The sequence below is a fragment of the Streptomyces sp. Inha503 genome (assembly GCF_047215865.1).
Lineage (GTDB): Bacteria > Actinomycetota > Actinomycetes > Streptomycetales > Streptomycetaceae > Streptomyces > Streptomyces lycopersici.
In genome coordinates this window covers 5,363,799-5,388,370 of sequence record NZ_CP178360.1, presented here as the reverse complement: position 1 = coordinate 5,388,370, position 24,572 = coordinate 5,363,799, and the positions used below count along the sequence as shown (strand labels likewise).

Here is a 24,572-nt window from a genome sequence, read left to right as displayed (position 1 = left end):
GCATTGGCGTATCGTATGAGACATTCATGTCTCTCATGGGTTACTCTTGTCTCATGCCTGTTGATCGCGAACACGTCCTGCATGCCGCCGCCGATCTGCTCGCCCGCAAGGCCACGGCTTCCATGGACGAGATCGCCAAGTCCGCCGGTATCAGCCGCGCCACCCTGCACCGGCACTTCGCCGGACGGGACGCCCTCGTCCAGGCGCTCGGCGTACTCGGCGTGCAGCTTGTCGAGGAACGGCTCGCGGCCGCACGGATCGACGAGGGGGACCCCGTGGACGCGGTCCGGCGCCTGGTCTCCGAGGCGCTTCCGGTGTCGGGCTTCCTGGCCTTCCTCTACGGCGAGAACCAGCTGTTCGAGTCCACCGCCATGAATGAGGGCTGGGAGCGCATCGACGAACAGGTGGGTGCGCTGTTCCGGCGCGGCCAGGAGCTGGGGCTGATCCGGCTCGATCTGACGCCGGCCTGGCTGACCGAGGCGCTGTACGCTCTCATCGCCGCCTCGGCCTGGAGCGCCCAGGAAGGCAGGATCGCGTCCAAGGACGCGGGTCACATGGTCTCCGAGCTGCTGCTCGGAGGGATGATTCGGACTGTGGAGAAGTGAAGGGGATTCCGAGCCGCTGGCTTGCCCTGGCGGTGCTCATCCTCGCCGTGTTGCTTGTGGCCGTTGATGCGACCGTCCTCGGTCTTGCCACGCCATACCTCAGCGAGGACCTGGAGCCGACCGGCAATCAGCTGCTGTGGATAGGCGATGTCTACTCGTTCGTCATCGCCGGTCTGCTGGTGTCCATGGGCAGTCTCGGCGACCGCATCGGCCGCAAGAAACTGCTCCTGGTCGGGGCCACCGCCTTCGGCGCGCTGTCGCTGCTGGCCGCGTATGCCACCTCGCCCGAGATGATGATCGCGACCCGTGCGCTGCTCGGAGTCGCGGGCGCGACACTGATGCCGTCGACCCTCGCCCTCATCCGCAACCTCTTCCTCGATCCGAAGGAGCGCAGTGTCGCCATCGGCATCTGGGGCGCAGCGGCATCGGCGGGCGCGGCGGTCGGACCGGTTGTCGGCGGATTCCTGCTGGAGCACTTCTGGTGGGGATCGGTGTTCCTCATCAACCTGCCCGTGATGGCTGTCCTCGTCCTCGTCGGTGTCAGGCTGCTGCCGGAGTCGAAGAACCCCGATCCCGGCCCCTGGGATCTGCCCAGCGTCGGCTTCTCCCTCGTCGGCATGATCGGCATCGTCTACTGCGTCAAGGAACTGGCCTCGCACCACACCGGTGCGATGGCGATCGCGGCCGGTATTGCCGGTGCCCTGTCGCTGCTGGCGTTCGTCCGGCGCCAACTCGCCCTCCCCACACCACTGCTGGACATGCGGCTGTTCCGGCACCGCGGCTTCTCGGGCGCGGTCCTGGCCGACCTGCTCACCATCCTGGGCCTGTCCGGTCTGGTCTTCTTCCTGTCGCAGTTCCTGCAACTGGTCCAGGGGCGGACACCGCTCCAGGCGGGACTCGCCGAACTGCCCGCAGCCATCGGCGCCGTGGCGGCGGGGCTCGTCGCGGGCGCGGCGGCCCGCCGCTACTCCGTCCGCGCGATCGTGGCCGGAGGGCTCGCGGCCATCGGCGTGGCACTCGCCGTGCTGGTCTTCCTCACCGCGCACACCGGCTTCCCGGTGCTCGGCCCGGTGTTGCTGGTGGTCGGTGTCGGCGCGGGCTTCTCGTTCACGGTCACCGCGGATGTGATCCTCTCCAGCGTCCCCAAGGAGCAGGCGGGCGCCGCGTCCGCCGTTTCCGAGACGGCTTATGAGCTCGGCGCGGCGCTTGGTATCGCCCTCCTCGGCTCCGTTGTCACCGCTGTCTACCGCGGCTTCGCCACGCCTTCGGGCGTACCGGCGGGTGTGGAGGCCGCCGCCCACGAGTCACTGGGCGGCGCGGTGGATTCGGCCACCCAACTGCCGTCCGGCCTCGCCTCAGGGCTCCTCGCCTCGGCGCAGGAGGCATTTGTGGACGGTCTGCGGATCGCCTGCGGTGTGGGTGCGGTGGTGCTGCTCGCGACGGCGGTCGGGGCGTGGTTCCTGCTGCGCGGGCAGAGCCTCCAGGACGGGGTCGACGAGAGTGCGGCCGGGCAACTCGCGAGTCGCGACGAATGGTGCGTTGATGGGCGGGCCCATGGACGGTGACACCGACCGGTTCCTGGCCGACTCAGGGACCGACGGTGGTCTGTCTTCAGATCGCGTATGAACGCGGTCCAGGAGGCCGTCGTGAAGGTCGGCACCGGACCGCCGTCGCCTTCTCCTGTAGGAGCTGCCCAGCTCCTACGCGCCCGCCCCTCGGTGAACCGCCCAGGCCCGAGCGGCCCCGGCCATGCCTTCAAGCCAGGAGGCATCAGGGAACCGGCGGGCCCGCGACCGGTACATACGCAAAGTGGCGGCGGCGAACGCGTCGATCCCGGCGGGGTCCGCTTCTCCCCATGCCTGACAGCGTTCGGCCCAGGACTCGGCACCCTGGGCCGCGTGCCCGGCCGCGATGAGCTGGGGGCCGAGACGAGTTCGACGTTCACTGTTTCGTCGTCGTACAAGAAGAAGCCCTCGACAGGCCAGAGAGTTGATCGGTCCGCGTCCTGGGGGAGCCGCCGCTGGGGCTTTCCGGGTCCTTACCGAGCCTACGCAGGGCCATGATGTCCTCCTGGGGTGCCCATTACGCTCTCTGTGCCCGAAATCCTCTGCTCAGCAGGCCGTCCGCAGGTCCTCGCCGGAGGCGGCGCGGCAGTCGCGGCAGCGGCTGTCGTTCGCGGAGCGGAAGGCGCGGTCGCAGCCGTCGCAGGTGCGCCAGGGGAGGACGGGCGGTGTGCTGGGCGGGGCGACCGGGGTGGGTACGGGCAGCGGAGGCTCGCTGAGGCGGAAGGCGAGGATGCGGGCCGGGCGGGTCAGGAGGCGGTCGGGGAGGCGTGTGGTGAGCGCACGGGTGATCTGCGCGGGCCTGACCCCTGCGGCTAGCCATTGACCGACGGCGGGTGCGAGTTCGGCGACGTCCCGGCGGGACAGGATGAGCCGGGAGTCTGCGATGCGTAGCGAGGTCAGGATGGCTACGGCACGCTCGTCGGCCTCGGCGAGTGGAGGCGTGGTGGGGTCGGTGTCGGCAGCGGCTTCCGGCTCGGGCGTCTGCGGTGCCGTATGGGCGGCGGGCGCATCCTTCGCCGCGCTCGGGCGGGGCCTTCGGGGGCGTGGTGGGGTTGGTGCGCCCTCGCTTGGTACGTCGTAGAAGTAGGTCCGGGTGCGGATGGTGCCCCCGGGTCCGCGTTCCCGTCGCCGCTCCAGGTATCCGGCGGACTCCAACTCCCGTAACGCCCGGGAGATCAGGATCTCGCCCTCGGTGAAGTGCTCGCACAGTGCGGCGATGCTGACGGGGGTGCCGTCGGGGAGTGAGGAGATGTACGCCGCGACGCCGATCGTGACCGCGCTTCCGCGCCGTTGCGCGAGGGCGTTGGCGATCACGGTGAAGTCGGCGGTGAGGCGGGTACGGACGTGGATCACGCCGGAGGTCGGAGCTCCGGCGTCGGCGCGCGTGGGCGCGTTAGACTGCGGGCCAGCCATCGGGAAGCTCATTTCTTCCTGATCGGTCAGGCCCTCGTTCGGGATGCCAGTCCCGGCCGGGGGCCGTCGTCTGTTTGCGGTTGTGTTGCGGTGAACGTAACGACCGGCGTGCTTCGCCCGCAAGCTGGTCACTCGTACGGGTGAGCAGCGGGAAGGGTGGGTGGGCGGGAGTTCTTTACCTCAGTTCTCTGGGGGAGTTCGCGGCCCGCCGGACCCCCGCGTACGAGGGTCCGGCGGAGAACGCGGACAGAACTGTCCGGCTTGGTTACAGCCCGACCGGGTTGAGGTAGGTGCCGGGGTGGGTGGCGCCGTCCTGCTTGAGGATCTGGCCGCCGAACGGCCACTTCAGGGTGAAGTGCTCCGTCTCGTTCGGCGGGGTGACCAGGAACTTCGCCGGAACGAACTTCTCCTCCTGCGGCGTGGACTTGGCCACCGGGAGCAGGTTGATGGTGAAGCCCGTCGTATCTCCCGGCTCCAGGGGCAACTTTGTGGGCGTCTTGGAGGAGCGCGCCAGCGACCAGGTGCCGTCGGTCTCCTGAGCGCCCACCATGTCGACACCGGCGAAGCCGGACAGGGTGCAGGTGCGCGTGCTCTTATTCGTGAACCAGATGTACGCCTGGGTTTCCTTATCGGTCTGATCCATCTCCGGCTTCGCGTCATCCCCCATGGCGAAACCGGCCTTCAGGTCGGCGGTGTGGCAGCGGGTCGGCGCGGCCTTGGCGGTGGCGGCCGAGGCCGGGATGGCCGTGGCGGCGGTGCCGGCGACGACGAGGGCCGCAAGGGCCACGGCGGTCAGCTTGCTCTTCATGAAGTTTTGGGTCCCCTCGAATACGAATCGGCGCCGCGAAGTCAGTGCGCGCCTACGCACCAGAAGATGTGCGACGTCCTGGGGAGGTTCCGTGCGCCCGAGAGCCTATTTCCGCCAGTCATGATCCCAACTTCAGCTCATCGATGAAGGTGGCCCAGGAACCTGCCGGGAAGGCCAGCGCGGGGCCGTCGGGCCGCTTGCTGTCACGGACGGGGACGACGCCGGGTATGCCGTCGGCCACCTCCACGCAGTTGCCACCCTCCTGATTGCTGTAGCTGCTCCTGCGCCACGCGGCGCCGTTCAGATCGGGACGGGACGCTCGCTCCACGGTGGTTGCCCTCCATCACGGATCGGATCATGCCGAGCGACATGAGTGGGGGCAGGGACGCTGCCCGCAGCCGATCGTAGGACAGGGAGAAGCGCTTGACGTCGTCCGGTTCCTCGATGAGTTGGCCGTAGTGGGCACCTTCCGTGTAGGCCACTTCCGAACCGTCAGATGCCGTCAGGATGGTCAGGGAGCCGCCCATCACATCGTGCTCCCTCTGGTCGAACGGCAGTACCTGCACGGTGATGTGGGGTTGCGTGGCCGCCTCCAGCAGTCGGGCCAACTGGGCTCGCATGATCGCCCGGCCACCGACCGGGCGCATCAGCACCGCCTCGTCGAGGACGACCCACAGCTCGGGGCGGTCGGGTGAGGAGAGCCGTTCCTGGCGCCTGAGCCTGGCCGTCAAACGGTCTTCCAGCTGTTGCTCACTGGTGAGCGATACGCCCACGCTCAAGACGGCCCGAGCGTAGTCCGGGGTCTGCAACAGACCCGGGACAACGTGGGCCGCGTACTCATGAACAGAGGTGGCCCGCTCCGAGTACGCCATGAACGCCCGCGACCAGTCCGGGAACGCCTCCCGGTAGACGTACGGCCACATGTCCACCAGCAGGTTGTCCGCCTCGAGGACGGAGTCGAGCGTCCGGGCCAGCTCGAATGTCGGTTTCGCCCCGGACGCGCGCTCGATCTGGGTGATTCGGGTGCTGACCACATGCGTGCGCTCGCCCAGCTCGGCTTGGGTCAGACCGGCGGCCGTACGCAGTCTGCGGACCCGGGATCCGAACAGCGCCGCCATCGATGCGCGGGGATCAACTTCTTTGGCCAAAACATCACTTCCGTTCCTTACGACCTGAAAGGTAAGGCGTCATGGCCTTTCGAGCGTAGACCCGCGCCGCGATCCTTGGGCACGGAACGTCACGATGCGCACACGGTGCGAATCGTACGGACAATCGATCGAACGGAAATGGACAACACCGTGCTGAAAACGACCACGGCGCCGGACCCCGAGCCCGAACTCCGGGAGCTCACCCAGCAGTTCCCCGCTACACCGCGCGGAGCGCGCCTCGCGCGGCGGCTCGCGGTGCGGCGGATGGAGGAGTGGGGCTATCCGGCCGCGTCGGACGCGTGCTGCACGGTGGCCCTGCTGGTGGCGGAGCTGGCATCGAACGCCGTACGGCATGGCCGCGTACCCGGGCGGGACTTCCGGCTCCGTCTGGCCTGCGCGCCCTCGACACGGACGATCCGCATCGAGGTCTCGGACGCTCGCGAGGACCGCCTCCCCGCCATTCCGTCGGCGCTGACGGCCGATGACGAGTCGGGGCGTGGGCTGCTTCTGGTGGATCTGCTGGCCACTCGCTGGGGGACGACCCGGCGTATCCCCGTTGGTAAGACGGTGTGGGCGGAGTGCGGTGCGCCGTGAGGTGAAAAGGGGCGGCCTGGCGCCCCTGAATGGGGTGCCGGGCCGCCTGTCGTCGCGGGGTGCGTTTACTTCACCGCGCCCGCCATCACGCCCGCCACGAACTGGCGCTGGAAGGCGAAGAAGACCGCCAGCGGGATCAGCATCGAGACGAAGGCGCCGGGGCCGAGGATGTCGATGTTGTTGCCGAACTGGCGGACCTGCTGCTGGAGGGCGACCGTGATCGGGGGGTTGCCGCTGTCGGCGAAGATCAGGGCGACCAGCATGTCGTTCCAGACCCAGAGGAACTGGAAGATGCCCAGCGAGGCGATGGCCGGGCCACCGAGGGGCATGACGACGCGCAGGAAGAGCCGCAGCTCGCCCGCGCCGTCCAGGCGGGCGGCCTCCAGGAGCTCGCGGGGGATCTCCGCGAAGAAGTTGCGGAGAAGGAAGATCGCGAAGGGGAGGCCGAAGGCGGTGTGGAAGAGGACCACACCGGTGGTGGTCTGGAAGATGCCGATCTCGCCGAAGAGCTTGGCCACCGGGATCAGCGCCACCTGGACCGGGACCACCAGCAGGCCGACCACGATGAGGAACCACACATCGCGGCCGGGGAAGTCCATCCAGGCGAAGGCGTAACCGGCCAGGGCGCCGATCACGACGACCAGCAGGGTCGCCGGGACGGTGATCGCGAGCGTGGTCCAGAGGGAGTCGGTGATCTGCTGGTTGCCCAGCAGCTTGTCGTAGCCGCTGAAGGTGAGCTGTCCGGGGTCGGTGAAGACCTTCCACCAGCCGGAGAGGTCCACCTCCGACGGGTCCCGCAGGGAGGACAGCAGCAGTCCGGCGGTGGGCATCAGCCACAGCAGGCCGATCAGGATCAGGACGACCCGCAGGGCCCCGCCGCCGGCGCGGGCGGCGATCCGCGCGACCGGGGACTGCTTCGCCTGTACGACCGTGTCCGCGCTGGTCATCGGCGGCTCTCCCTTCGGATCCGGCGGATGTTGATGAACATGACGGGCAGCACGAGCAACAGCAGCAGCACGGCGATCGCGCTGCCGAGGCCCTGGTTGACGTCGGTGCCGAAGGACGACTGGAAGAGCTGGAGGGCGAGGACGTTGGCGTCGTCCTGGGAGGGGCCGGGCGCGATGATGTAGACGAGGTCGAAGATCTTCATCACGTTGATCATCAGCGTGACGACGACGACCGAGAGCACCGGCGCCAGCATCGGTACCGTGATCCGCCGGAACACCTGCCACTCATTGGCGCCGTCCATCCGCGCGGCCTCCATCAGCTCGCGCGGCACCCCCGCGAGACCCGCCGCGATCAGCACCATGGCGAAACCGGCCCAGATCCAGACGTACGCGCCGATGATGGCCGGGGTGACGAGGGACGGGCCGAGCCAGTCCACGCCGTTGTACGGCTCGGAGAAGTTCCAGGAGGGCAGCCGCAGTTGGGCGCCCTCGGCCTTGGCGGGGAGGGTGTACGTACCGTCCGCCGCCGACTTCGTCCGGGCGACGACCTTGCCGTCCTTGACCGCCTCGATCTTGAGGTCGGCCATCGCCTTCTCGCCCTTGTCGATGGTGCCCTGCTCGCCACCGCCGCCCCGGGTGAAGTCGAACCAGACGGTGCCGGTGATCTTCCCGGGCTCGGCCTTGGCGGCCTTGGCGTCCTGCGCCCCGCTGATGTCCCCGCGCTTGGCCGCGACCAGCGGCAGCGACGCGGGGCTGCCCGCGCGCACGGTGTCCTTGGTGGTGAACGAGCCGTTCGGCGCCTCGGTCAGCCCCGCGGTGGGACGCGGATGGGCGCCGGGGAACGGCGGCGACTCGCTGAAGGAGTCATGCACGCTCACCCACATGGCGTTGGCCACGCCCTTGTCCGGGTCCTGCTCGTAGACCAGCCGGAAGATGATGCCCGCCGCCAGCATCGAGATCGCCATCGGCATGAAGACGACCAGCTTGAAGGCGGTGGCCCAGCGGATCCGCTCGGTGAGCACGGCGAAGATCAGGCCCAGTGCGGTGGAGACGGTCGGGGCCAGGATCAGCCAGATGACGTTGTTCTTGATGGCCGTCTTGGTGGCGTCATCGGAGAACATCTCCTGGTAGTTGTCCAGGCCGACGAAGCCATTGCCCGAGGCGTCGAAGAAGCTCCGGTAGACGGAGTAGGCGATCGGATAGACGACGAGCGCCCCGAGCAGCACCAGGGCGGGCAGCAGGAACACCGCCGCCAGCCAGGGCCGGGTGCCCATGATGCTCTTCGGCTTGTTCGCGCTCGGCCGTTTGGCCGGTGGGGAGGACGATGCCCGGCCAGGTGTGGCCGCGCCGTCCGCTGTCGCGGTCGACATGATGTGGTTCTCCCGGTCGAGTCGTCAGTTCTTGTACGCCTTGGCGGCATCCCGCTCCAGCTGGCGCTGGATGCCTTCGACATTCCTCGGGTTCTTGAGAAAGTCCTGGAGCGCTTTCCACTCGCCCTGCGCCGGCTTGCCGCCGAAGGAGGCGGGAGCCTGGTCGGACATGTCGAACCGGAAGTCATTGCCCGCCGCGATCAGCGCCTGTGCGATCTTGCGCATGGAGGCATTGGGATAGGCGCTGAACTTGACGTTCTTGTTCGCCGAGATGAAACCGCCGGACTGGGCCCAGATGGTCCCGGCGTCCGGTGAGGCGAGGAAGGTGAGCAGCGCCTGCGCCGCCTTGCTGTTCTTCAGGGCCACGCCGACGTCGCCGCCGGTCACCACCGGCGCGTCCGCGCCCACCGCCGGGAACGGGAACACCTTCGCGTCCTGGTCCAGCTCCGCGCCCGCGTCGGCGACGTTGGCGGCGACGAAGTCGGCCTCGAAGACCATGCCCGCGTCCGGCTCCGCCTTGTTGCCGAACGCCTTGGTGACGGAGTCCGGGAACGCGGTCTGGAGCGCGCCGCCCCGGCCGCCCGCGACCAGGCCCTTGGTGCCCCAGAGTTCGGCGAGCGTCTCAAGTGCCTTCTTCACCGAAGGATCGGTCCACTTGATCTGGTGCTGGGCGAGCTGGTCGTACTTCTCCGGGCCCGCCTGGGAGAGATAGACGTTCTCGAACCAGTCGGTGAGCGTCCAGCCGTCCTGGCCGCCGATCGCGACCGCGTCGGTGCCGGAGTCGGAGATGAGCTGGGCCTGCTCCAGGAATTCCCGCCAGGTCTTGGGCACCTTGGCGCCCGCGTAGTCGAACGCGGAGGTGTTGTACCAGAGCAGTGATTTGTTGCTGGCCTTGAAATACACCCCGTAGGGCTTGCCCTGGTACGACCCCAGATCCTGCCAGCCCTTGGCGAAGTTCTTGGTCAACTCGGCCTTGGCGGCGGCGTCGAGCGGTTTGGCCCAGCCCTTCTGGGCGAATTCGCGCATGACGCCGACCTGTCCGACCATCGCGACATCCGGCGGCGCGCCGCCCGCGATCTTCGAGCCGACGAAGCCCGCCATGTCGTCACCGCTCGGTACGAAGGAGACCTTGGCGCCGGTGCGCTTCTCGAACTCCTTGAGCACCTTGGTGAAGTTCTCCTGCTCGGTGCCCGTCCAGACCGCCGTGACCTGGAGTTTCTGCCCCTTCAAGTTCGGCAGTTTCACGGTGTTGGGCGGTGGGCCGCCGCTGACCGTGTCTCCGTCGTCGCCGCCGCAGCCCGCGGCGGTGAGCATGAGTGCTCCCGCCGCCAGCAGGGCCACCGCGGCTCGTGTCGAACGCTTCGTAGGAAGCGATACGTGCATCCCCGTGTTCCCTCCGATGCCGGCCGCCCCCGCGCGGCCGTGTCCCGTGCTGAGTAGTCCTACGCCCGGTCACCGAACGTGGCAATACTGTGTCCGGCGTTCACTCACGGATCGTGACCGGGCCGTGATGAAGGGTCGGCCGTGAAACGGGGCAGGTGGGACAGACGGGCGGATGGCCGGAACGCATCGAAGACTCGGCCTGGGGTGATGGGAACGGTCGGGAACGGGCGCGAAACGGGCGGGAATCGGACAGGTATCGGGCGGGGTGTGGGCGTCGGCGAGCGGGGCTGGTCAGATCAGTGCCGGTGCGGTCGGGGCGTCCGCCGACTGCGCGGCACGCTGGAGCGCACTGGCGAGAAGTGCCAGGTCGGTTGGGCCGTTCCCGAGTTCGCGCAGCGGCCGGCGGGCGGGCGGATCGCCCATCCGCCGCCACTCCAGCGGTACGACGGTGGGCCGCTGGGTCGCGGTGCGCGGTATCCGTCCGGTCACCCGGCCCGCCTGGAACGGCGTTCCGACGGCGTCGTCCGGGCGGAACAGCCGCCCACGGCCCGGCGCCGGATCGCCGCCCGGGGCGGCTGCGGCGGCGGGGGTGGATGTGACCGAGCGTGTCGATGCGGCGAGGGATGTATCGGGCCTTTCGGGCTCGCCGGGGTGTGTGGGGTGGGCGGCGTGTGCGGGGCCGGTTGGGTGTGCGGGGGGCGCTGAGGGCGCGGGGCTGAGCGGGCGCGCGTCCAGGGCGATCCGCAGCGCGGCCCGCTCGACGGCCGCCGTGTCCGCCGTACGGTCCGGACGGCCCGACGCCACGACCAGATGCACCCCGAGGCGGGCGCCGTCACGGGCGATCGCCTCCAGCGCCCGGACGACCGAACCGGACGCCGGACGGCCGGGGCTGCCGAGGGCCGGGGCCACCAGCGCGTCGAAGTCGTCGACGATCACGACGAGACGGGGGAGGAGCGAGTGAGGACGGGCGGGCGCCGCGCTCGCGGTGCGCTGGGCGCGCAGATTGAGCGTGCGGAGGGTGTCGCTCGGGGGAGGGTCGACATCGCCGGGCGGACGAGGCGCGACGACGCGGGGCGCACCGGCCGTGCGGGCGGCACGGGCGGCACCGGGTGAACTGGTACCGGGTGCGTCGCCGGACGCGCCGGGTGTACCGGGGGTGCCGGGTGCGCCGCCTGAACGGGCCGCACCGGGCGAATCGGCACCGGGTGCGCCGACTGCGCCGGGCGTACCGGCTGTACCAGGGGTACCGGCTGCGCGGGCCGGACCGGGCGCTGTGCCTGCACGGCGTGTACCAGGCCCACCGGCCGCACCCTGCGCGCCAGTGCCGGACGCGCCCGTGTTGGCGCCCGTGTTGGTGCCCATGGTGCCGCTCGGGGCCGTGGCGCCCTCACCCTCGCCGGGGTGGTGGGGCCGGGCGTGCCAATCGGTGAAGTCCTGCTGGCCCAGCAGTTCGGCGCGGCGCTTGAGCTCCGAGCTGAGGGCCTGCGCGAACTCCCGCATCCTTACCGGGTCGGTGGCCGACAGATGCGTCGAGACATGCGGCAGATCCGTGCACACCCCCAGCCCGTCGCCCGCTCCGGACCCGGACCCGGACCCTGATCCGGCGCCGTCGACCAGGATCAGCTCGAGCCGGTCCGGACGTTCGGCGGCCGCGAGCGAGGCGGCGAACGAGCGCAGCAGCTCCGTCTTTCCGGTGCCCGCCGCACCGTCGATCAGTGCGTGCGGCCCCTCCTCGGCGGCCAGATCGACCGCGAGCGGGCCGCGCGGACCGGCGCCGAGGACGGCCAGCGCCCGGCCGCCCGCCGGGACCTCGTCCGCCGCGGCCGCCCAACGGGCCAGCAGGGACGCGGGCGTGGCCCGCGCGAGCCCCAACTCGTCCAGCAGCCGCGCCGAGTCCGGCAGTGGGACGGTCGGCGGGCCGTCGGAGCCGTCGAACGCGCCCTCGTGTACGGAGGCGGCCGGGCGCAGGGGCGCGAGCGCCCGCGCGAACCGCTCGGCCCACGCCGCCGACACCGCGTCCACGGTGACGGTCGTGGTGGCGCCGGTCGCGCCGGTCGCGCCCGTGATCCCGTGGACCCCACTCGTGCCGGGCGCGGTCCCGTCCCCGTCCCCGTGGACGATCTGGAGCCCCGTGGCCACATCACCGCTCAGCACGGCCGCCACCCCGCACGCCGCGAAGGCGGCGGACGCGGAACGCGCGGCCTCATAGCTCATGGGCAGCGGGGAGGTGGGCGACGCGGCGGGCGCCTCGGCCAGACAGAGCAGATGGATTCCGGCCGCGGAACCGCTCACCGCCAGCCGGGCGAGGGTGTCGTGCAGCGCGCCCGGACCGGGGGCGCCGTCCACGACCACCACGGTGTACGGCCCGAAGTGGCGTGCGGCCACAGACCGCGCGGCGGCCGGGGAGGCGCTTGCCCACCCCGGGCCCAGCGGCCCGTCCTCCAGCCGCCGGGTCAGCTCCTCCGTACGGGCCGCGGCCTGCTCCACGTCGTACGCGAGCAGCAGCCGGCAGTCCTGCCCGCGCAACGGCTGGACCTGCGGCAGCCAGCCGAGCCACGACCACTCCGCGAGCCGCTCCTCCCCGCTGATCAGCACGATCTCCAGCGCGGCCGGTGAGTGCAGTGCCGCCAGCTGAGCCACGACGGACCGGGCGAGCCCCGCCACCCGCGTCCGCGGGCCCGCGAGCCCCAGCGAACCGCACTGCCGCAGATCGACGGTCACGGGCGCGGCGGGCAGCAGCCCGCCGGCGGCCGTCAGCTGGTCGGCCGAGCCGAGCCGTACGGTGAGCGCGTCCGGATGCCCAGGGGTGCGCTCCCAGAGGCGCGAGCCCGGCCCCAGCGCCGTCATCAGCATGGTGGCCGGATCCGGCCACCGCCGCTGCAACGCCTCCGCCTCCGCGGCCGCCCGCGCCGCCGCGCCCTGGTCCTCCCGCACCCCACCCCGCTCGGCCGCCTTCCCCCCGGCCAACTGCCGCACCCAGGCCCCTATCCCCCGCCGCCGAGCCTGCGCCCCGGGCGCGTCCAGCGCATACCCCGCACCATGCGTCTGCTCCGTGGCGCCCCGCCGTCCGGGGGCGCCGCCGGACCGCGCACCGGCGCCCCGCGACCGCCCGCCGCGTGGGTCGAAGTCGGCGGGGGCCCCGCCACGGCCCGCGCGGCCGGGGTCGGCCGAGCCGAGCCCACTGCGCGGCCCGGCACCCGGCTGACCGCCGGGGTAGGGGGCGCGCTGTTCGGGAGCGGCGGACGGGTCGCCGTACGGCGACCCGCCGTAGCCCGCGTCGGCGGAGGGCCCTTGCGTGCCCTCCTGGCCGCGTCCTCGGCCGTACGGCCGACCGCCGCGCGGGGCGTCGCCGTACCCCGTGCCCGGACCGGGCTGTCGCCCGGAGTCGGCGTCGCCATCGCGATACCGGCTGCGGCCTGCGGCCGCGCCGTCGTAAGGGGCGCCGCCGGGCCCCGCGTCGGCGGGCTGGTCGCCGGCGGACCGGGCCCGCTGCGGATCCTGCCCGCGTCCGTCCGTGTCGCCGCGTCCTCGGCCGTACGGCCGACCGCCGTGCGGGACGTCGCCATAACCGCCCTCGGCCTCGTCCGGCCGACTGCGGCCTGCGGCCGCGCCGTCGTAAGGGGCGCCGCCCGGGGCCGCCGGGTCGCCGGCGGTTCCACGGGGTGTGGGCCGGTGGTCCTGGGCGGCGTCCGAGTGGCGGCTGCTGCTCGGCCGTGGGCCGTGGCCCGGATGCGCGCCGCCGCCCGCGCCCGGTCGGCCCTGGTCGGCTCCCGCGGGCTGCCCTGATGGGACGTGCCCTGCGGCTCCGGTCCCGGCGGCGCGTTCACTGCGTCGGGTGCGGGCGGTGGTCGGGTCCTCGTACGGCTGGTCGCCAGGGGCCGAGGGGCCCTGCGGGCCCCGGCCACGTCCGGCCGCGTCGCCGCGCGACCTGGCGGCCGCCCCCGCATCGGGTCCCCACTCGTCGTCGTTCCGGTGGCCGTAGGAGTTCGGCCCGCCGGGGCTTCGGGCGCCCGCGTCGCCGCGCGACCCGGCGGCCGCACCCGCTCCGGGCCCCCAGCCGTCGTCGTTCCGGTGGCCGTAGGGGCTCGCCCCGCCCGGTGCCCCGGTGCCTGCCTCGCCGCGCGCCCCGGTGTCCGTACTGCCTCTGCTGCCGCGCGGTCCGGGGGCCGCATCCGCTTCGGGTCCCCAGCCGTCGGCATCGCCGTGGGCGGCGGCCCGGTCGTGGGGTGCGTGAGACTCGTCACCGGGTTGACCCACCCTCGTCCAGCCCGTGCCGGGGTGGCGGGTGGGAGGGGTCCAGGGGGCCTGGGTGGTGTGGGTGGGGGCGGTGGGCTGAGGGGCGCCGGTCCAGGGGGCCTTGGTGTGGGTGGGGTGGTCACCGGCTGGGGTGACGCGGAGGTGGCCCTCGCCGTCCGCCTGGACCGGGAGGCGGGTGGGGGCCGAGGGCATCGCCGGTGCCGTGGAGGGGACGCGCAGCCGCAGGGCGGACTCGCCGATCCGCAGCAGCGCTCCGGGCTCCAGGGGCACCGGCTGGGGGCCCACGGGGACGCCGTCGGCGGCGGTGCCGTTGGTCGAGCCCAGGTCGGCGATGGTCACCCGGCCGTCCTCGGCCACCGTGACCGCGCAGTGCAGCCGGGAGACGTCGGGGTCGTCCAGGGGGACGTCCGCGTCGGCGGAGCGGCCGATGCGGACCTGGCCGCCGTGCAGCAGATGGACGCCGCCCGCGTCGGGCCCCGCGACCACGTCCAGGTGGACCGTGGCGTCGGCGACGGCGGTCTCGGGCAGGCCGGGGTAGCCGGGGTAGTGGTCGGAGTCGGGGTCGGCGGGGCCGTGCAGGGAGAGCACCGCGCCGTCCACCAGCGGCGGCTCGCCGAGCGCACAGCGCTGCGGGTCCAGCCGCTCGCCCCCCGCGTACAGCACCACCGCGCCGCCGCTCCCGCCGCCGGCGCCCCCCGCCTCGTACCCGGCCGCGGCGACCGCGTCGGCCAGCCCACTGGCCACCGCGGCCAGGGCGGTGCCGACGGGCGCGGTGACCAGGACGTCCACCGCGCCCACGGGGGCGTGCGGCCCGGACGCGGGCGCAGGATGGTGGCCGGAACGGCCCGGGTGGGCGCTGCGCGGCCCGAGGACGGTCAGCCGAATCTGCATCGCCGTCAACGGTCCCTTCTGTCCGGGGGGCCGGGCAGGGGTGCCGACCCCCACCACCGCCCCCAGGCCCTTCGGCACGTACAGGTCCGTACGGGGTCGTACGGGTCACGGAGCGTGAGCCTCCCGCCGCTCGGCGCTTCCGTGCTGCCTGCATCCTCGCACCTGCCACCGACACTTCGCCCGCCGCCCGGCGCTACATGATCTTGATTGGTCGGCTAGTCGGCCGAAACTGGCTGATTGCGACCGGAACGGCCGCCCTTGGGTCGCCCGTGAGGCGACGGAAGCCGCCCGGCCGCGCCCCTCCGCGCCCGATCGCGCCCGATCGCGCCCGTTTGAGCGTCGATTGAGCGGTCAACGAGCGCCCCGGACCACTGTTGGCAACCGTTGGCAACCATCCGTCCGGATCACACGTCTTCCCTCGCGCCGGACCCCGATACGAACCCCGTTACGGACCCTGATACGGACCCCGTTCCGGGCCCCAAGCCGGACCCCGCGCCGGACCCTCGTGTGGTGATCGGATAGGGCGCACCGTGCGTCGCCATTACAGTGGGGCGGACGAGCACAACAAGACGAGTACCAGAGCAGACCCACACAGCAGATCACCCAGCAGACCATCGCAGTCCACCGATGTAAGACCACGATCAGGGAGCGCATGACGTGCGGCCGGTAGGCAGCAAATACCTGCTCGAGGAGCCGCTCGGGCGCGGAGCCACGGGCACCGTCTGGCGAGCCAGCCAGCGGGAGACGGCGGGGGCCGAGGCGGCCGTGGCCGGCCAGCCCGGCGAGACCGTCGCGATCAAGGTCCTCAAGGAGGAGCTCGCGAACGACGCGGATATCGTCATGCGCTTTCTCCGCGAGCGCTCGGTGCTGCTCAGGCTCACCCACCCCAATATCGTCCGCACCCGCGACCTGGTGGTCGAGGGTGATCTGCTGGCCCTGGTCATGGATCTGATCGACGGCCCGGACCTGCACAACTACCTGCGCAGCAACGGCCCGTTCACCCCCGTGGCCGCCTCTCTCCTCACCGCCCAGATCGCCGACGCGCTCGCCGCCAGCCACGCCGACGGCGTGGTGCACCGGGACCTGAAGCCCGCCAACGTGCTGCTCGCGGGCACCGGCGAGGGCCAGGAGATGCACCCGATGCTGACCGACTTCGGCATCGCGCGCCTCGCCGACTCGCCCGGCCTCACCCGCACCCAGGAGTTCGTCGGCACCCCCGCCTATGTGGCGCCGGAGTCAGCCGAGGGCCGTCCGCAGACCTCCGCGGTGGACATCTACGGCGCGGGCATCATGCTCTACGAGCTGGTCACCGGCCGTCCGCCGTTCGCCGGCAACACCGCCCTCGAGGTGCTGCACCGCCACCTCAGCGAGGAGCCGCGCCGCCCCTCGACCGTGCCCGAGCCGCTGTGGACCGTCATAGAGCGCTGTCTGCGCAAGCGGCCCGAGGAGCGCCCGAGCGCCGAGAGCCTGGCCCGGGCGCTGCGCGTGGTCGCCGCCGGTGTCGGCGTGCACGCCTCGGCCGCGCAGGCCGAGGCGGCGCTCGGCGTGGCCGCGCTGCTCGCCCCGGATCCGGCGCCCGCCCCGGTCCCGGACACCGCGCCCGCGGGCTCGGCCGACCCGACCCAGGCGCTCCCCACGAACGCCCCGGGCGGCACCCCCTCGTACGACCCCGCCGCGCCCACCAATGTGATGCCCACCACAGGCGCGAACGCCGGGGCCAACGCCGACCCCACCCAGGTGCTGCCGAGCGGCTCCGGACCGGCCGGGGGCGCCGATCCGACGCGGGCCATGCCGCCCGTACCGCCCGGTGGGCCCGGCCAGGACGATCCGCACCCCTGGCAGAACCAGCTGCGCGCGGCCCGCGACCGCAATGAGCAGACCCAGGTCCAGTACCTCGACCCGAGCGAGGACCCGCTGCGCCGCCGCCCCCACCGCCCCGCGCCGCAGCAGCAGTACCAGCAACAGCAATACCAGCAGCCGCAGCAGTACCAGCAGCCTCAGCAGCCCCAGCAGCCGCCCCAGCGCCGGCGGGGCCGCCAGCAGCCGCCGCCGTACGCCCAGCAGCAGCCGCAGCAGTACGCCCCGGCGCCGCACCACCCCCAGCAGCCCCAGCCGCAGCGCTACGCCCCGCCGCCGCAGCAGCCGGAGCCGCGCCGCGAGCCCCGGCAGCGGAGCTCCAATCCCAACCGGATGAAGATCCCGGGCCTGGGGTGCCTCAAGGGCTGTCTGTTCGTGATCGTGGTCCTGATCATCGGCTCCTGGCTGGTCTGGGAGCTGAGCCCGCTCAAGGACTGGATCGCCGACGGCAAGGGCTACTGGGACGCGGTCTCGGGCTGGGTCGGCGATGTCCAGAAGTGGATCGAGGACCTCGGCGGGCCCAGCAGCTGATCCGCCCCAGGTCCCTCCCCGTTCCCGACCCCATAACTCCGCCTCCGCGCCTCCCACTCCGGTGATTTGTCGACATCCGAAGGGTGTTTTCCGCCCCAGAAGTGACAGTTGGCGTTGTCTGGTGCACCCAACGCGCCAGTAGCCGCGTAGCTTTGTCGCCAACGTGCCCCCCTTGTTCGTGAGGATTCGGAGCAGTCTTGTCACGGAAGATCGGCAGTCGGTACACCGCGCATCAGCTCCTGGGGCGCGGCAGCGCCGGCGCGGTGTGGCTGGGCGACGGGCCCGAGGGACCCGTCGCCATCAAGCTCCTGCGTGAGGACCTCTCCTCCGACCAGGAGCTCGTGGAGCGCTTCGTCCAGGAGCGCACCGCACTGCTCGGCCTCGACCACCCCCGGGTGGTCGGGGTGCGTGACCTGGTGGTCGACGGCAATGACCTGGCGCTGGTCATGGACCTGATCCGCGGTACGGATCTGCGTACCCGCCTCGACCGCGAGCGCAGGCTCGCCCCCGAGGCCGCCGTCGCGATCGCGGCGGACGTCGCCGACGCGCTGGCCGCCGCGCACGCCGCCGGGGTGGTCCACCGCGACGTCAAGCCGGAGAACGTGCTGCTGGACATGCGGGGGCCGCTCGGCCCCGGCGGTGCGCACCCCGCCCTGCTCACCGACTTCGGCATCGCCCGGCTGGTCGACGAGCCGACCCCGATCCGCGCCCAGCCCGCCCGTGACCGGGCCTCCTCCCAGGGCCGCTCGCCGAACCCGCGCAGCGTGATCGGCACCCCGGACTATCTCGCCCCCGAGATCGTCGAGGGGCTGCCGCCCCGGGCCAGTGTGGATGTCTACGCCCTGGCGACGGTCCTGTACGAGATGCTGGCGGGCTTCACGCCCTTCGGCGGCGGCCACCCGGGCGCGATCCTGCGCCGCCATGTGACCGAGACGGTGGCGCCGCTCCCCGGGATCCCCGACGAGCTGTGGCAGCTGCTCCTCCAGTGCCTGGCCAAGGCGCCCGCCTCCCGGCTGCGCGCCTCCGAGCTGGCCGCCCGGCTGCGCGAGCTGCTGCCCGGCCTGGCCGGATATCCGCCGCTGGACATCGACGAGCCCGATGAGCAACAGGACGGCGGTGAGCGGGAGGGCGCGGAAGCCGAGACTCCGCACCGCGGCGTCTCCGTCCCCGCCGCCGGGCCCGCGCCGCGTACGCCCCCGCGGCGGCGCGGCGCGGTGCCGCTGGTCCCGGGCGCCGTGCCGGACTCCAGCCGGGAGACCCACACCAGCATGCGGGTGCCCAGCGCGGATGAACTCGCGGGCGGCGCCCACGGCACCGCGCGCGCCCCCCGGGTGCACGGCCAGCGCCGGGCGGGCTCGGCCCGCAACCCCGCGGTCGCGGGCGCGCTGCGCCGCCGCCGGCTGAAGGTGGCCGCGGTCACCCTGGCCGCGCTGGTCGCGGTGGCGCTCGGCGGATGGCTGGCGGCGAGCGGCGACGACGGCGGCGATCCGCCCAAGGGCGGCGAGCACTCCGCCTCCCAGGACCCCGGTACGCCATGACCGGGGACGGTCAGTCTTCCGTAGCGGTTACGCTGGTCCCGTGGCAGTCGTCGATGTATCCGAAGAGCTGAAGTCCCTCTCCTCGACCATGGGGTCGATCGAGGCCGTCCTGGACCTCGACAAGATGAGGGCCGACATCGCCGTGCTCGAGGAGCAGGCGGCGGCCCCGTCCCTGTGGGACGACCCGGAGAACGCGCAGAAGGTCACCAGCAAGCTCTCCTATCTCCAGGGGCAGCTGCGCCGGGCCGAGGAGCTGCGCGGCCGGATCGACGATCTCGAGGTGCTGTTCGAGCTCGCCGCCGACGAGGGCGACGACGACGCGCGTGTCGAGGCCGAGGCCGAGCTGGAGGCCGTGCGCAAGGCCGTCGACGAGATGGAGGTGCGCACCCTCCTGTCCGGCGAGTACGACTCCCGTGAGGCGGTCGTGAACATCCGCGCCGAGGCGGGCGGGGTGGACGCCGCCGACTTCGCCGAGCAGCTCCAGCGGATGTATCTGCGCTGGGCCGAGCGCCACGGCTACAAGACCGAGGTCTATGAGACGTCGTATGCGGAGGAGGCGGGCATCAAGTCGACCACCTTCGCCGTGCAGATCCCGTACGCCTACGGGACGCTCTCGGTCGAGCAGGGCACCCACCGCCTGGTGCGGATCTCGCCGTTCGACAACCAGGGCCGCCGCCAGACCTCCTTCGCGGGCGTCGAGGTGCTGCCGGTCGTCGAGCAGACCGACCACATCGAGATCGACGAGTCCGAGCTGCGCGTGGATGTCTACCGCTCCTCGGGCCCCGGCGGCCAGGGCGTCAACACCACCGACTCCGCGGTGCGGTTGACCCACATCCCCACCGGCATCGTCGTCTCGTGTCAGAACGAGCGCTCGCAGATCCAGAACAAGGCCACCGCGATGAACGTCCTCCAGGCCAAGCTGCTCGAGCGGCGCCGCCAGGAGGAGCAGGCCAAGATGGACGCGCTCAAGGGCGACGGCGGCAATTCCTGGGGCAACCAGATGCGTTCGTACGTCCTGCACCCGTACCAGATGGTCAAGGACCTGCGCACCGAATTCGAGGTCGGCAATCCGCAGGCCGTGCTCGACGGTGAGCTGGACGGTTTCCTGGAGGCGGGGATCCGCTGGCGCAAGCAGCAGGAGCAGGGGAAGTAACCTTCCCGCTCGTCGTCCCAACGGGCCGCGTGCGCCGCGTTTTTGGTCACAGTCCTGTACCCATGCATCCGGCAAGCACTTCCATAGCGGACATCTCGCGTGCAATGGCCTTGACGGTGATGTGAAAACTGGGAAGGCTGACGCGCGGCATGCGTATGACTGGGGCGCGTGTGAACGGGGGCCCTGCGGACCGCCTCGGAGGGATACAGGGGCCCGCGGAGACTGAGAACCCCGAGCCGTTGCCCCGTGCATAGCTGCTCCATTGACGAGTACAGCTACTGGGGGTAGCAGGCAGATGACGAAGAAGACGCGGCTGCGCGTTGCGCGAATAGCGGCCGGTGCGGTGATCGCCGCCGGCGCGTCGCTCACCGCCGCCGGCGCCGCATCGGCCGTTGGTGTTGATGTCGGTATCGGCGGCGTGAACGTTTCGGCCAACGCGGACGAGAAGGGCCTGGACGTCGGCGTCGGCATCGGCAACGGTCACGGCAAGCCGACCGACAAGCCCACCGACGAGCCGACCTCGATCCCGACGGGCGAGCCCACGGACGAGCCGACGGTTCCGCCCACCGACGAGCCGACTCAGCCGCCCACGGACGAGCCCACTCAGCCGCCCACGGACGAGCCGACCGAGCCGCCGACCGGCGAGCCGACGGATGAGCCCACCGGGCAGCCGACCGACGAGCCCACCGACGGCCCGACCGCCCAGCCGAGCACGCCCGGCCAGGGTGGCGGCGGCGGTGGCGACGACAGCACCTGCACGGTCGACCTCGACAGCACCAACTGCGACGACAACACCGGCACCGACAATGTCGGCTCCAAGCCGGTGGAGCAGGGCAAGGCCAAGGAGCAGCTGGCCGAGACCGGTGCCTCCGAGACCACGTTCCTGCTGGTCGGCGCCGCCACGATGATCGCCGGTGGTATCGGCTTCCGCTTTGTGCCGCGTCTGGTGAACCGCAACAACGTGGCCTGATCGCACGCGCCTCACGCACGGTAAGGGGCCCGGAGCGCCGCAGCGCTCCGGGCCCCTTGTGTGTTTATCGGGCCCCTGGTGCGTTCAGGGGCGCCATGTCCGGCGTATCGCCTCGTAACGCTCCGTTACGCCGTCGCCATCTCATGCGCGAGCACGGCCACCGCGATGAGGGCCACCAGCAGCGCTATCAGCGCGGCCGGGGTCAGTCCGCCGAACATGCCCTCCTGCTGGAGGCGCTCCCTGCTGGCCCGGCAGACCGGGCAGCGGCCCTCGCTGACGGGGCTCGCGCAGTTGGCGCAGACGAGCCTGTCGTACGTCATGCGCTTTCTCCTCCCGCGCGGCGGTGCCGCAGTAGACACGGGGCCAACGCTCAGGGAAATGGGTTGGTTCCCCTTCCACTGTGCCAGCTTCCGTCCGGTTCGGCGCGCCCCGCACGATTCCGTGCCGCATCCGTACCGGTTTCGTGGCCGTTTCGGCCGCCCCGACAGGCGGCTTGTCAACCGTTTGACCCCAATAGTGCAGTGAAGAAACCCACCCACGCCGGACGGCGGACTGCGCGCCCATGCGCGCTTCGCGTATGGTCACGCTCACCGACGGGAGCCGCTTCGGCTGCTGCCCGTACCGCTACCCAGGTCGACCGTGGTGCATCAGTGATCCGATTCGACAACGTATCCAAGACTTACCCCAAGCAGACCCGTCCCGCACTCCGGGATGTCTCGCTCGAGATCGAGAAGGGCGAGTTCGTCTTCCTGGTGGGCTCCTCGGGATCGGGAAAGTCCACTTTCCTCCGGCTGCTGCTCCGCGAGGAGCGCGCCAGCCATGGCGCGGTCCATGTGCTGGGGAAGGATCTCGCGCGGCTGTCCAACTGGAAGGTGCCGCAGATGCGCCGCCAGTTGGGGACCGTCTTCCAGGATTTCCGGCTGCTCCCCAACAAGACGGTCGGGGAGAATGTCGCCTTCGCGCTCGAGGTGATCGGCAAGCCGCGCGGCGCCATTCGGAAAACCGTTCCCGAGGTGCTCGATCTCGTGGGCCTGGGCGGTAAAGACGACCGTATGCCCGGCGAGCTCTCCGGTGGTGAACAGCAGCGGGTGGCCATCGCCCGCGCGTTCGTCAACCGTCCGATGCTGCTGATCGCCGACGAGCCGACGGGAAACCTGGACCCCCAGACCTCCGTCGGCATCATGAAGCTGCTGGACCGGATCAACCGGACCGGCACCACGGTCGTCATGGCCACGCACGACCAGCAGATCGTGGACCAGATGCGCAAGCGCGTGATCGAACTTGAGAAGGGCCGCCTCGTCCGCGACCAGTCCCGCGGCGTCTACGGCTACCAGCACTGAAAGGACGCCATGCGCGCCCAGTTCGTCCTGTCGGAGATCGGCGTCGGTCTCCGCCGCAATCTCACGATGACCTTCGCGGTCATCGTCTCCGTGGCCCTCTCGCTCGCCCTGTTCGGCGGGTCCCTGCTCATGCGCGAGCAGGTGAGCACGATGAAGGGCTACTGGTACGACAAGGTCAACGTCTCGATCTTCCTCTGCAACAAGAACGACAAGGAGACCTCGGCCAACTGCGCCAAGGGCGCGGTTACCGAGGCGCAGAAGCAGGAGATCGAGTCCGAGCTCAAGCAGATGAACATCGTCGAGTCGGTGCACTTCGAGACCAGTGAGGAGGCGTACAAGCACTACAAGGAGCAGTTCGGCGACTCGCCGCTGGCCGACTCCCTGACCCCGGACCAGATGCAGGAGTCCTTCCGCATCAAGCTGAAGGACCCCGAGCGCTATGACGTCATCTCCACGGCCTTCGCCGCGCGGCCCGGAGTGCAGGAGGTCCAGGACCAGAAGGCCCTGGTCGACGACTTGTTCAATCTGCTCAACGGCATGAACTTCGCAGCGCTCGGCGTGATGACGCTGATGCTGATCGTCGCACTGATGCTGATCGTCAACACGGTGCGGGTGTCGGCGTTCAGCCGCCGCCGGGAGACCGGGATCATGCGGCTGGTCGGCGCGTCCAGCTTCTATATCCAGATGCCGTTCATCATGGAGGCCGCCATCGCGGGGCTGCTGGGCGCGGGCTTCGCCTGTGTACTGCTGGTGAGCGGGCAGTACTTCCTGGTCAACAACTGGCTGGTGGACAAGATCGATGTGATCAACTTCATCGGCTGGGACGCGGTGCTGGCGAAGCTGCCACTGGTGCTCGCGATTGGCCTGCTCATGCCCGCTCTCGCGGCGTTCTTCGCGCTCCGCAAGTACCTCAAGGTGTGACATTCGCCTAGGGCGCCGTACCGGATAACGCCCGGTACGGCGCCTGTTGGTGCCCTACACTCACCGGCATGTCGGGCCCGTGTTTGTTCGTCCATCCCCGCCGCATTCGCCGCGGGGCCGCCCTGACATTGGTCTTCGCCGGCGTGCTCGCCACCGGGGCGGCCGTCGGTTCCTGGGGCGCCGAGCCCGGATCGCGCCAGGAACCCGAAGCCGCCCGGATACCGGCCCGCGCGTACGTCGGCGCGGTCGAGAGCGACCAGGTCAAGGCCGCCGCGGCCCAGGCCCAGGAGGACGGGAAGTCCGGTTCCAAGGCCGCCCGCGAGGTGGTGAGCCGCAGCGGAGACCGGTGGGGCGCGGTCTACAGCGCCCGTGAGTACGAGGGCTACCGCCAGACCCTCGACGGTGCCTACGTCGGAGTCGGGATCTCCGCCCGCCGGGACGCCCAGGGGCGGATCGCGGTCGAGCGCGTCGAGCCCGGCAGCCCCGCCCAGAAGGCCGGGGTCCGGGCCGGTGACCGACTGCGCACGGTCGACCACAGAGCCGTGACCGGGCGGCCCGTCACGGAGGTCGTGGCCCTGCTGCGCGGCCCCACCGACGGCTCCCCGGGCACCCGGGTGGAGCTCGGGCTGCGGCGCGGCGGCCACGAATGGACCCAGGAACTCCGCCGGGCCCGGCTGACCACGGACCCGGTGACCGTCGACCGGCTCAGCGGCTACGACGACCACAGACCCGGCGCCGTCCGGATCAAGGTCGACTCGTTCACCAAGGGCACCGGCGAGCGGATCCGGCGCGCGGTGCGCTCCATCCCCCGGGGCGACGGCGTCCTGCTCGACCTGCGGGGCAACTCCGGCGGGCTGGTCTCCGAAGCCGTCACCGCCGCCTCCTCCTTCCTCGACGGTGGCCTGGTCGCAACCTACGACGTCCGCGGTGACCAGCGAGTTCTCGACGCGCGACCGGGCGGCGACACCGACAGCCCGCTGGTGGTGCTGGTCGACGGCGGCACCATGAGCGCCGCCGAACTGCTCACCGGCGCCCTCCAGGACCGCGGCCGCGCCGTGGTCGTGGGCTCCCGCACCTTCGGCAAGGGCTCGGTCCAGATGCCGAGCGAACTTCCCGACGGCTCGGTCGCCGAGCTCACCGTCGGCCACTACCGGACCCCCGCCGGGCGTAACGTCGACGGCGAGGGCATCGCCCCGGACCTGACGGTCAAGGGCGACGACGGCCCCTCGGCGGAGGCGCGGGCGCGCACGGTATTGAGTGGCCTCGGGGGCGGGTCCTAGT

At 71.5% G+C, this 24,572-nt stretch carries 19 protein-coding genes; 10 read left to right on the top strand and 9 right to left on the bottom strand.

The annotated features are described in order from the left end of the window. The first annotated feature begins 53 nt into the window (after positions 1–53). Together ACJX2R_RS22160 and ACJX2R_RS22155 are read left to right on the top strand one after the other, a co-directional pair. Positions 54–605, top strand: a complete 552-nt coding sequence (locus ACJX2R_RS22160; RefSeq protein WP_262705846.1) for a TetR/AcrR family transcriptional regulator — start codon at positions 54–56, stop codon at positions 603–605. After that, complete coding sequence (locus tag ACJX2R_RS22155; RefSeq protein ID WP_413101542.1) at positions 602–2,170, top strand: MFS transporter; 1,569 nt, start codon at positions 602–604, stop codon at positions 2,168–2,170. The genes ACJX2R_RS22160 and ACJX2R_RS22155 overlap by 4 nt, the downstream gene beginning before the upstream one ends. A 546-nt stretch (positions 2,171–2,716) precedes the next feature. Here ACJX2R_RS22155 and ACJX2R_RS22150 read toward each other — a convergent pair. The 4 genes from ACJX2R_RS22150 to ACJX2R_RS22135 form a co-directional block, all read right to left on the bottom strand. Continuing rightward, a complete protein-coding gene (locus ACJX2R_RS22150) occupies positions 2,717–3,583 on the bottom strand; it encodes a hypothetical protein (protein ID WP_413101541.1) in 867 nt (288 codons plus the stop codon). 265 nt (positions 3,584–3,848) lie between these two features. Next, entirely contained in the window at positions 3,849–4,391 is a 543-nt protein-coding gene (locus ACJX2R_RS22145) for a DUF4232 domain-containing protein (RefSeq protein WP_262705849.1), read from the bottom strand. Positions 4,392–4,509: 118 nt separating this feature from the next. Then, positions 4,510–4,632, bottom strand: coding sequence for a DUF397 domain-containing protein (locus ACJX2R_RS22140; protein ID WP_413101540.1), 123 nt, complete (start codon positions 4,630–4,632; stop codon positions 4,510–4,512). Further along, positions 4,595–5,509, bottom strand: coding sequence for a helix-turn-helix domain-containing protein (locus ACJX2R_RS22135; RefSeq protein WP_413105926.1), 915 nt, complete (start codon positions 5,507–5,509; stop codon positions 4,595–4,597). Before ACJX2R_RS22135 ends, ACJX2R_RS22140 begins: the two co-directional genes overlap by 38 nt. A 168-nt stretch (positions 5,510–5,677) precedes the next feature. Between ACJX2R_RS22135 and ACJX2R_RS22130 the strand changes: the two genes are divergently transcribed. Further along, positions 5,678–6,133, top strand: a complete 456-nt coding sequence (locus ACJX2R_RS22130; protein WP_413101539.1) for an ATP-binding protein — start codon at positions 5,678–5,680, stop codon at positions 6,131–6,133. Between the two features lie 65 nt (positions 6,134–6,198). Here ACJX2R_RS22130 and ACJX2R_RS22125 read toward each other — a convergent pair whose 3' ends face one another. From ACJX2R_RS22125 to ACJX2R_RS22110, 4 genes are all read right to left on the bottom strand, one after another. Then, entirely contained in the window at positions 6,199–7,080 is an 882-nt protein-coding gene (locus tag ACJX2R_RS22125; RefSeq protein WP_413101538.1) for a carbohydrate ABC transporter permease, read from the bottom strand. After that, positions 7,077–8,450, bottom strand: coding sequence for a carbohydrate ABC transporter permease (locus ACJX2R_RS22120; protein WP_413101537.1), 1,374 nt, complete (start codon positions 8,448–8,450; stop codon positions 7,077–7,079). The genes ACJX2R_RS22125 and ACJX2R_RS22120 overlap by 4 nt, the downstream gene beginning before the upstream one ends. 24 nt (positions 8,451–8,474) lie before the next feature. Next, positions 8,475–9,833: an ABC transporter substrate-binding protein gene (locus ACJX2R_RS22115; RefSeq protein WP_413101536.1), complete on the bottom strand. Its 1,359-nt coding sequence runs from the start codon at positions 9,831–9,833 to the stop codon at positions 8,475–8,477. A 291-nt stretch (positions 9,834–10,124) separates the two neighbouring features. Beyond that, the gene (locus tag ACJX2R_RS22110) at positions 10,125–14,981 is read right to left on the bottom strand and encodes an FtsK/SpoIIIE domain-containing protein (RefSeq protein ID WP_413101535.1); all 4,857 of its coding nucleotides are present in this window, start codon (positions 14,979–14,981) and stop codon (positions 10,125–10,127) included. Positions 14,982–15,638: 657 nt separating this feature from the next. Here ACJX2R_RS22110 and ACJX2R_RS22105 point away from each other — a divergent pair. The 4 genes from ACJX2R_RS22105 (at position 15,639) to ACJX2R_RS22090 (ending at position 21,030) form a co-directional block, all read left to right on the top strand. Next, positions 15,639–17,369, top strand: coding sequence for a serine/threonine-protein kinase (locus ACJX2R_RS22105; protein WP_262706198.1), 1,731 nt, complete (start codon positions 15,639–15,641; stop codon positions 17,367–17,369). A gap of 197 nt (positions 17,370–17,566) precedes the next feature. Continuing rightward, the gene (locus ACJX2R_RS22100) at positions 17,567–18,907 is read left to right on the top strand and encodes a serine/threonine-protein kinase (protein WP_413101534.1); all 1,341 of its coding nucleotides are present in this window, start codon (positions 17,567–17,569) and stop codon (positions 18,905–18,907) included. 40 nt (positions 18,908–18,947) lie between these two features. Beyond that, positions 18,948–20,060, top strand: a complete 1,113-nt coding sequence (gene prfB, locus ACJX2R_RS22095; RefSeq protein WP_262706200.1) for a peptide chain release factor 2 — start codon at positions 18,948–18,950, stop codon at positions 20,058–20,060. Between the two features lie 295 nt (positions 20,061–20,355). Further along, the gene (locus tag ACJX2R_RS22090) at positions 20,356–21,030 is read left to right on the top strand and encodes a hypothetical protein (protein ID WP_413101533.1); all 675 of its coding nucleotides are present in this window, start codon (positions 20,356–20,358) and stop codon (positions 21,028–21,030) included. A gap of 125 nt (positions 21,031–21,155) precedes the next feature. On the opposite strand, the gene ACJX2R_RS22085 is transcribed toward ACJX2R_RS22090, so the two are convergent. Further along, positions 21,156–21,350, bottom strand: a complete 195-nt coding sequence (locus ACJX2R_RS22085) for a hypothetical protein (RefSeq protein ID WP_020870883.1) — start codon at positions 21,348–21,350, stop codon at positions 21,156–21,158. A 330-nt stretch (positions 21,351–21,680) separates the two neighbouring features. On the opposite strand from ACJX2R_RS22085, the gene ftsE reads away from it, so the two are divergent. The 3 genes from ftsE to ACJX2R_RS22070 all read left to right on the top strand — a co-directional run bounded on the left by ftsE (position 21,681) and on the right by ACJX2R_RS22070 (position 24,571). Further along, on the top strand, positions 21,681–22,370 hold the full coding sequence (gene ftsE, locus ACJX2R_RS22080; protein ID WP_009717451.1) for a cell division ATP-binding protein FtsE: 690 nt from the start codon (positions 21,681–21,683) through the stop codon (positions 22,368–22,370). A 9-nt stretch (positions 22,371–22,379) separates the two neighbouring features. After that, complete coding sequence (gene ftsX, locus ACJX2R_RS22075; RefSeq protein WP_020870885.1) at positions 22,380–23,291, top strand: permease-like cell division protein FtsX; 912 nt, start codon at positions 22,380–22,382, stop codon at positions 23,289–23,291. Between the two features lie 68 nt (positions 23,292–23,359). Next, a complete protein-coding gene (locus ACJX2R_RS22070) occupies positions 23,360–24,571 on the top strand; it encodes a S41 family peptidase (RefSeq protein WP_413101532.1) in 1,212 nt (403 codons plus the stop codon). Position 24,572: the final 1 nt, after the last annotated feature.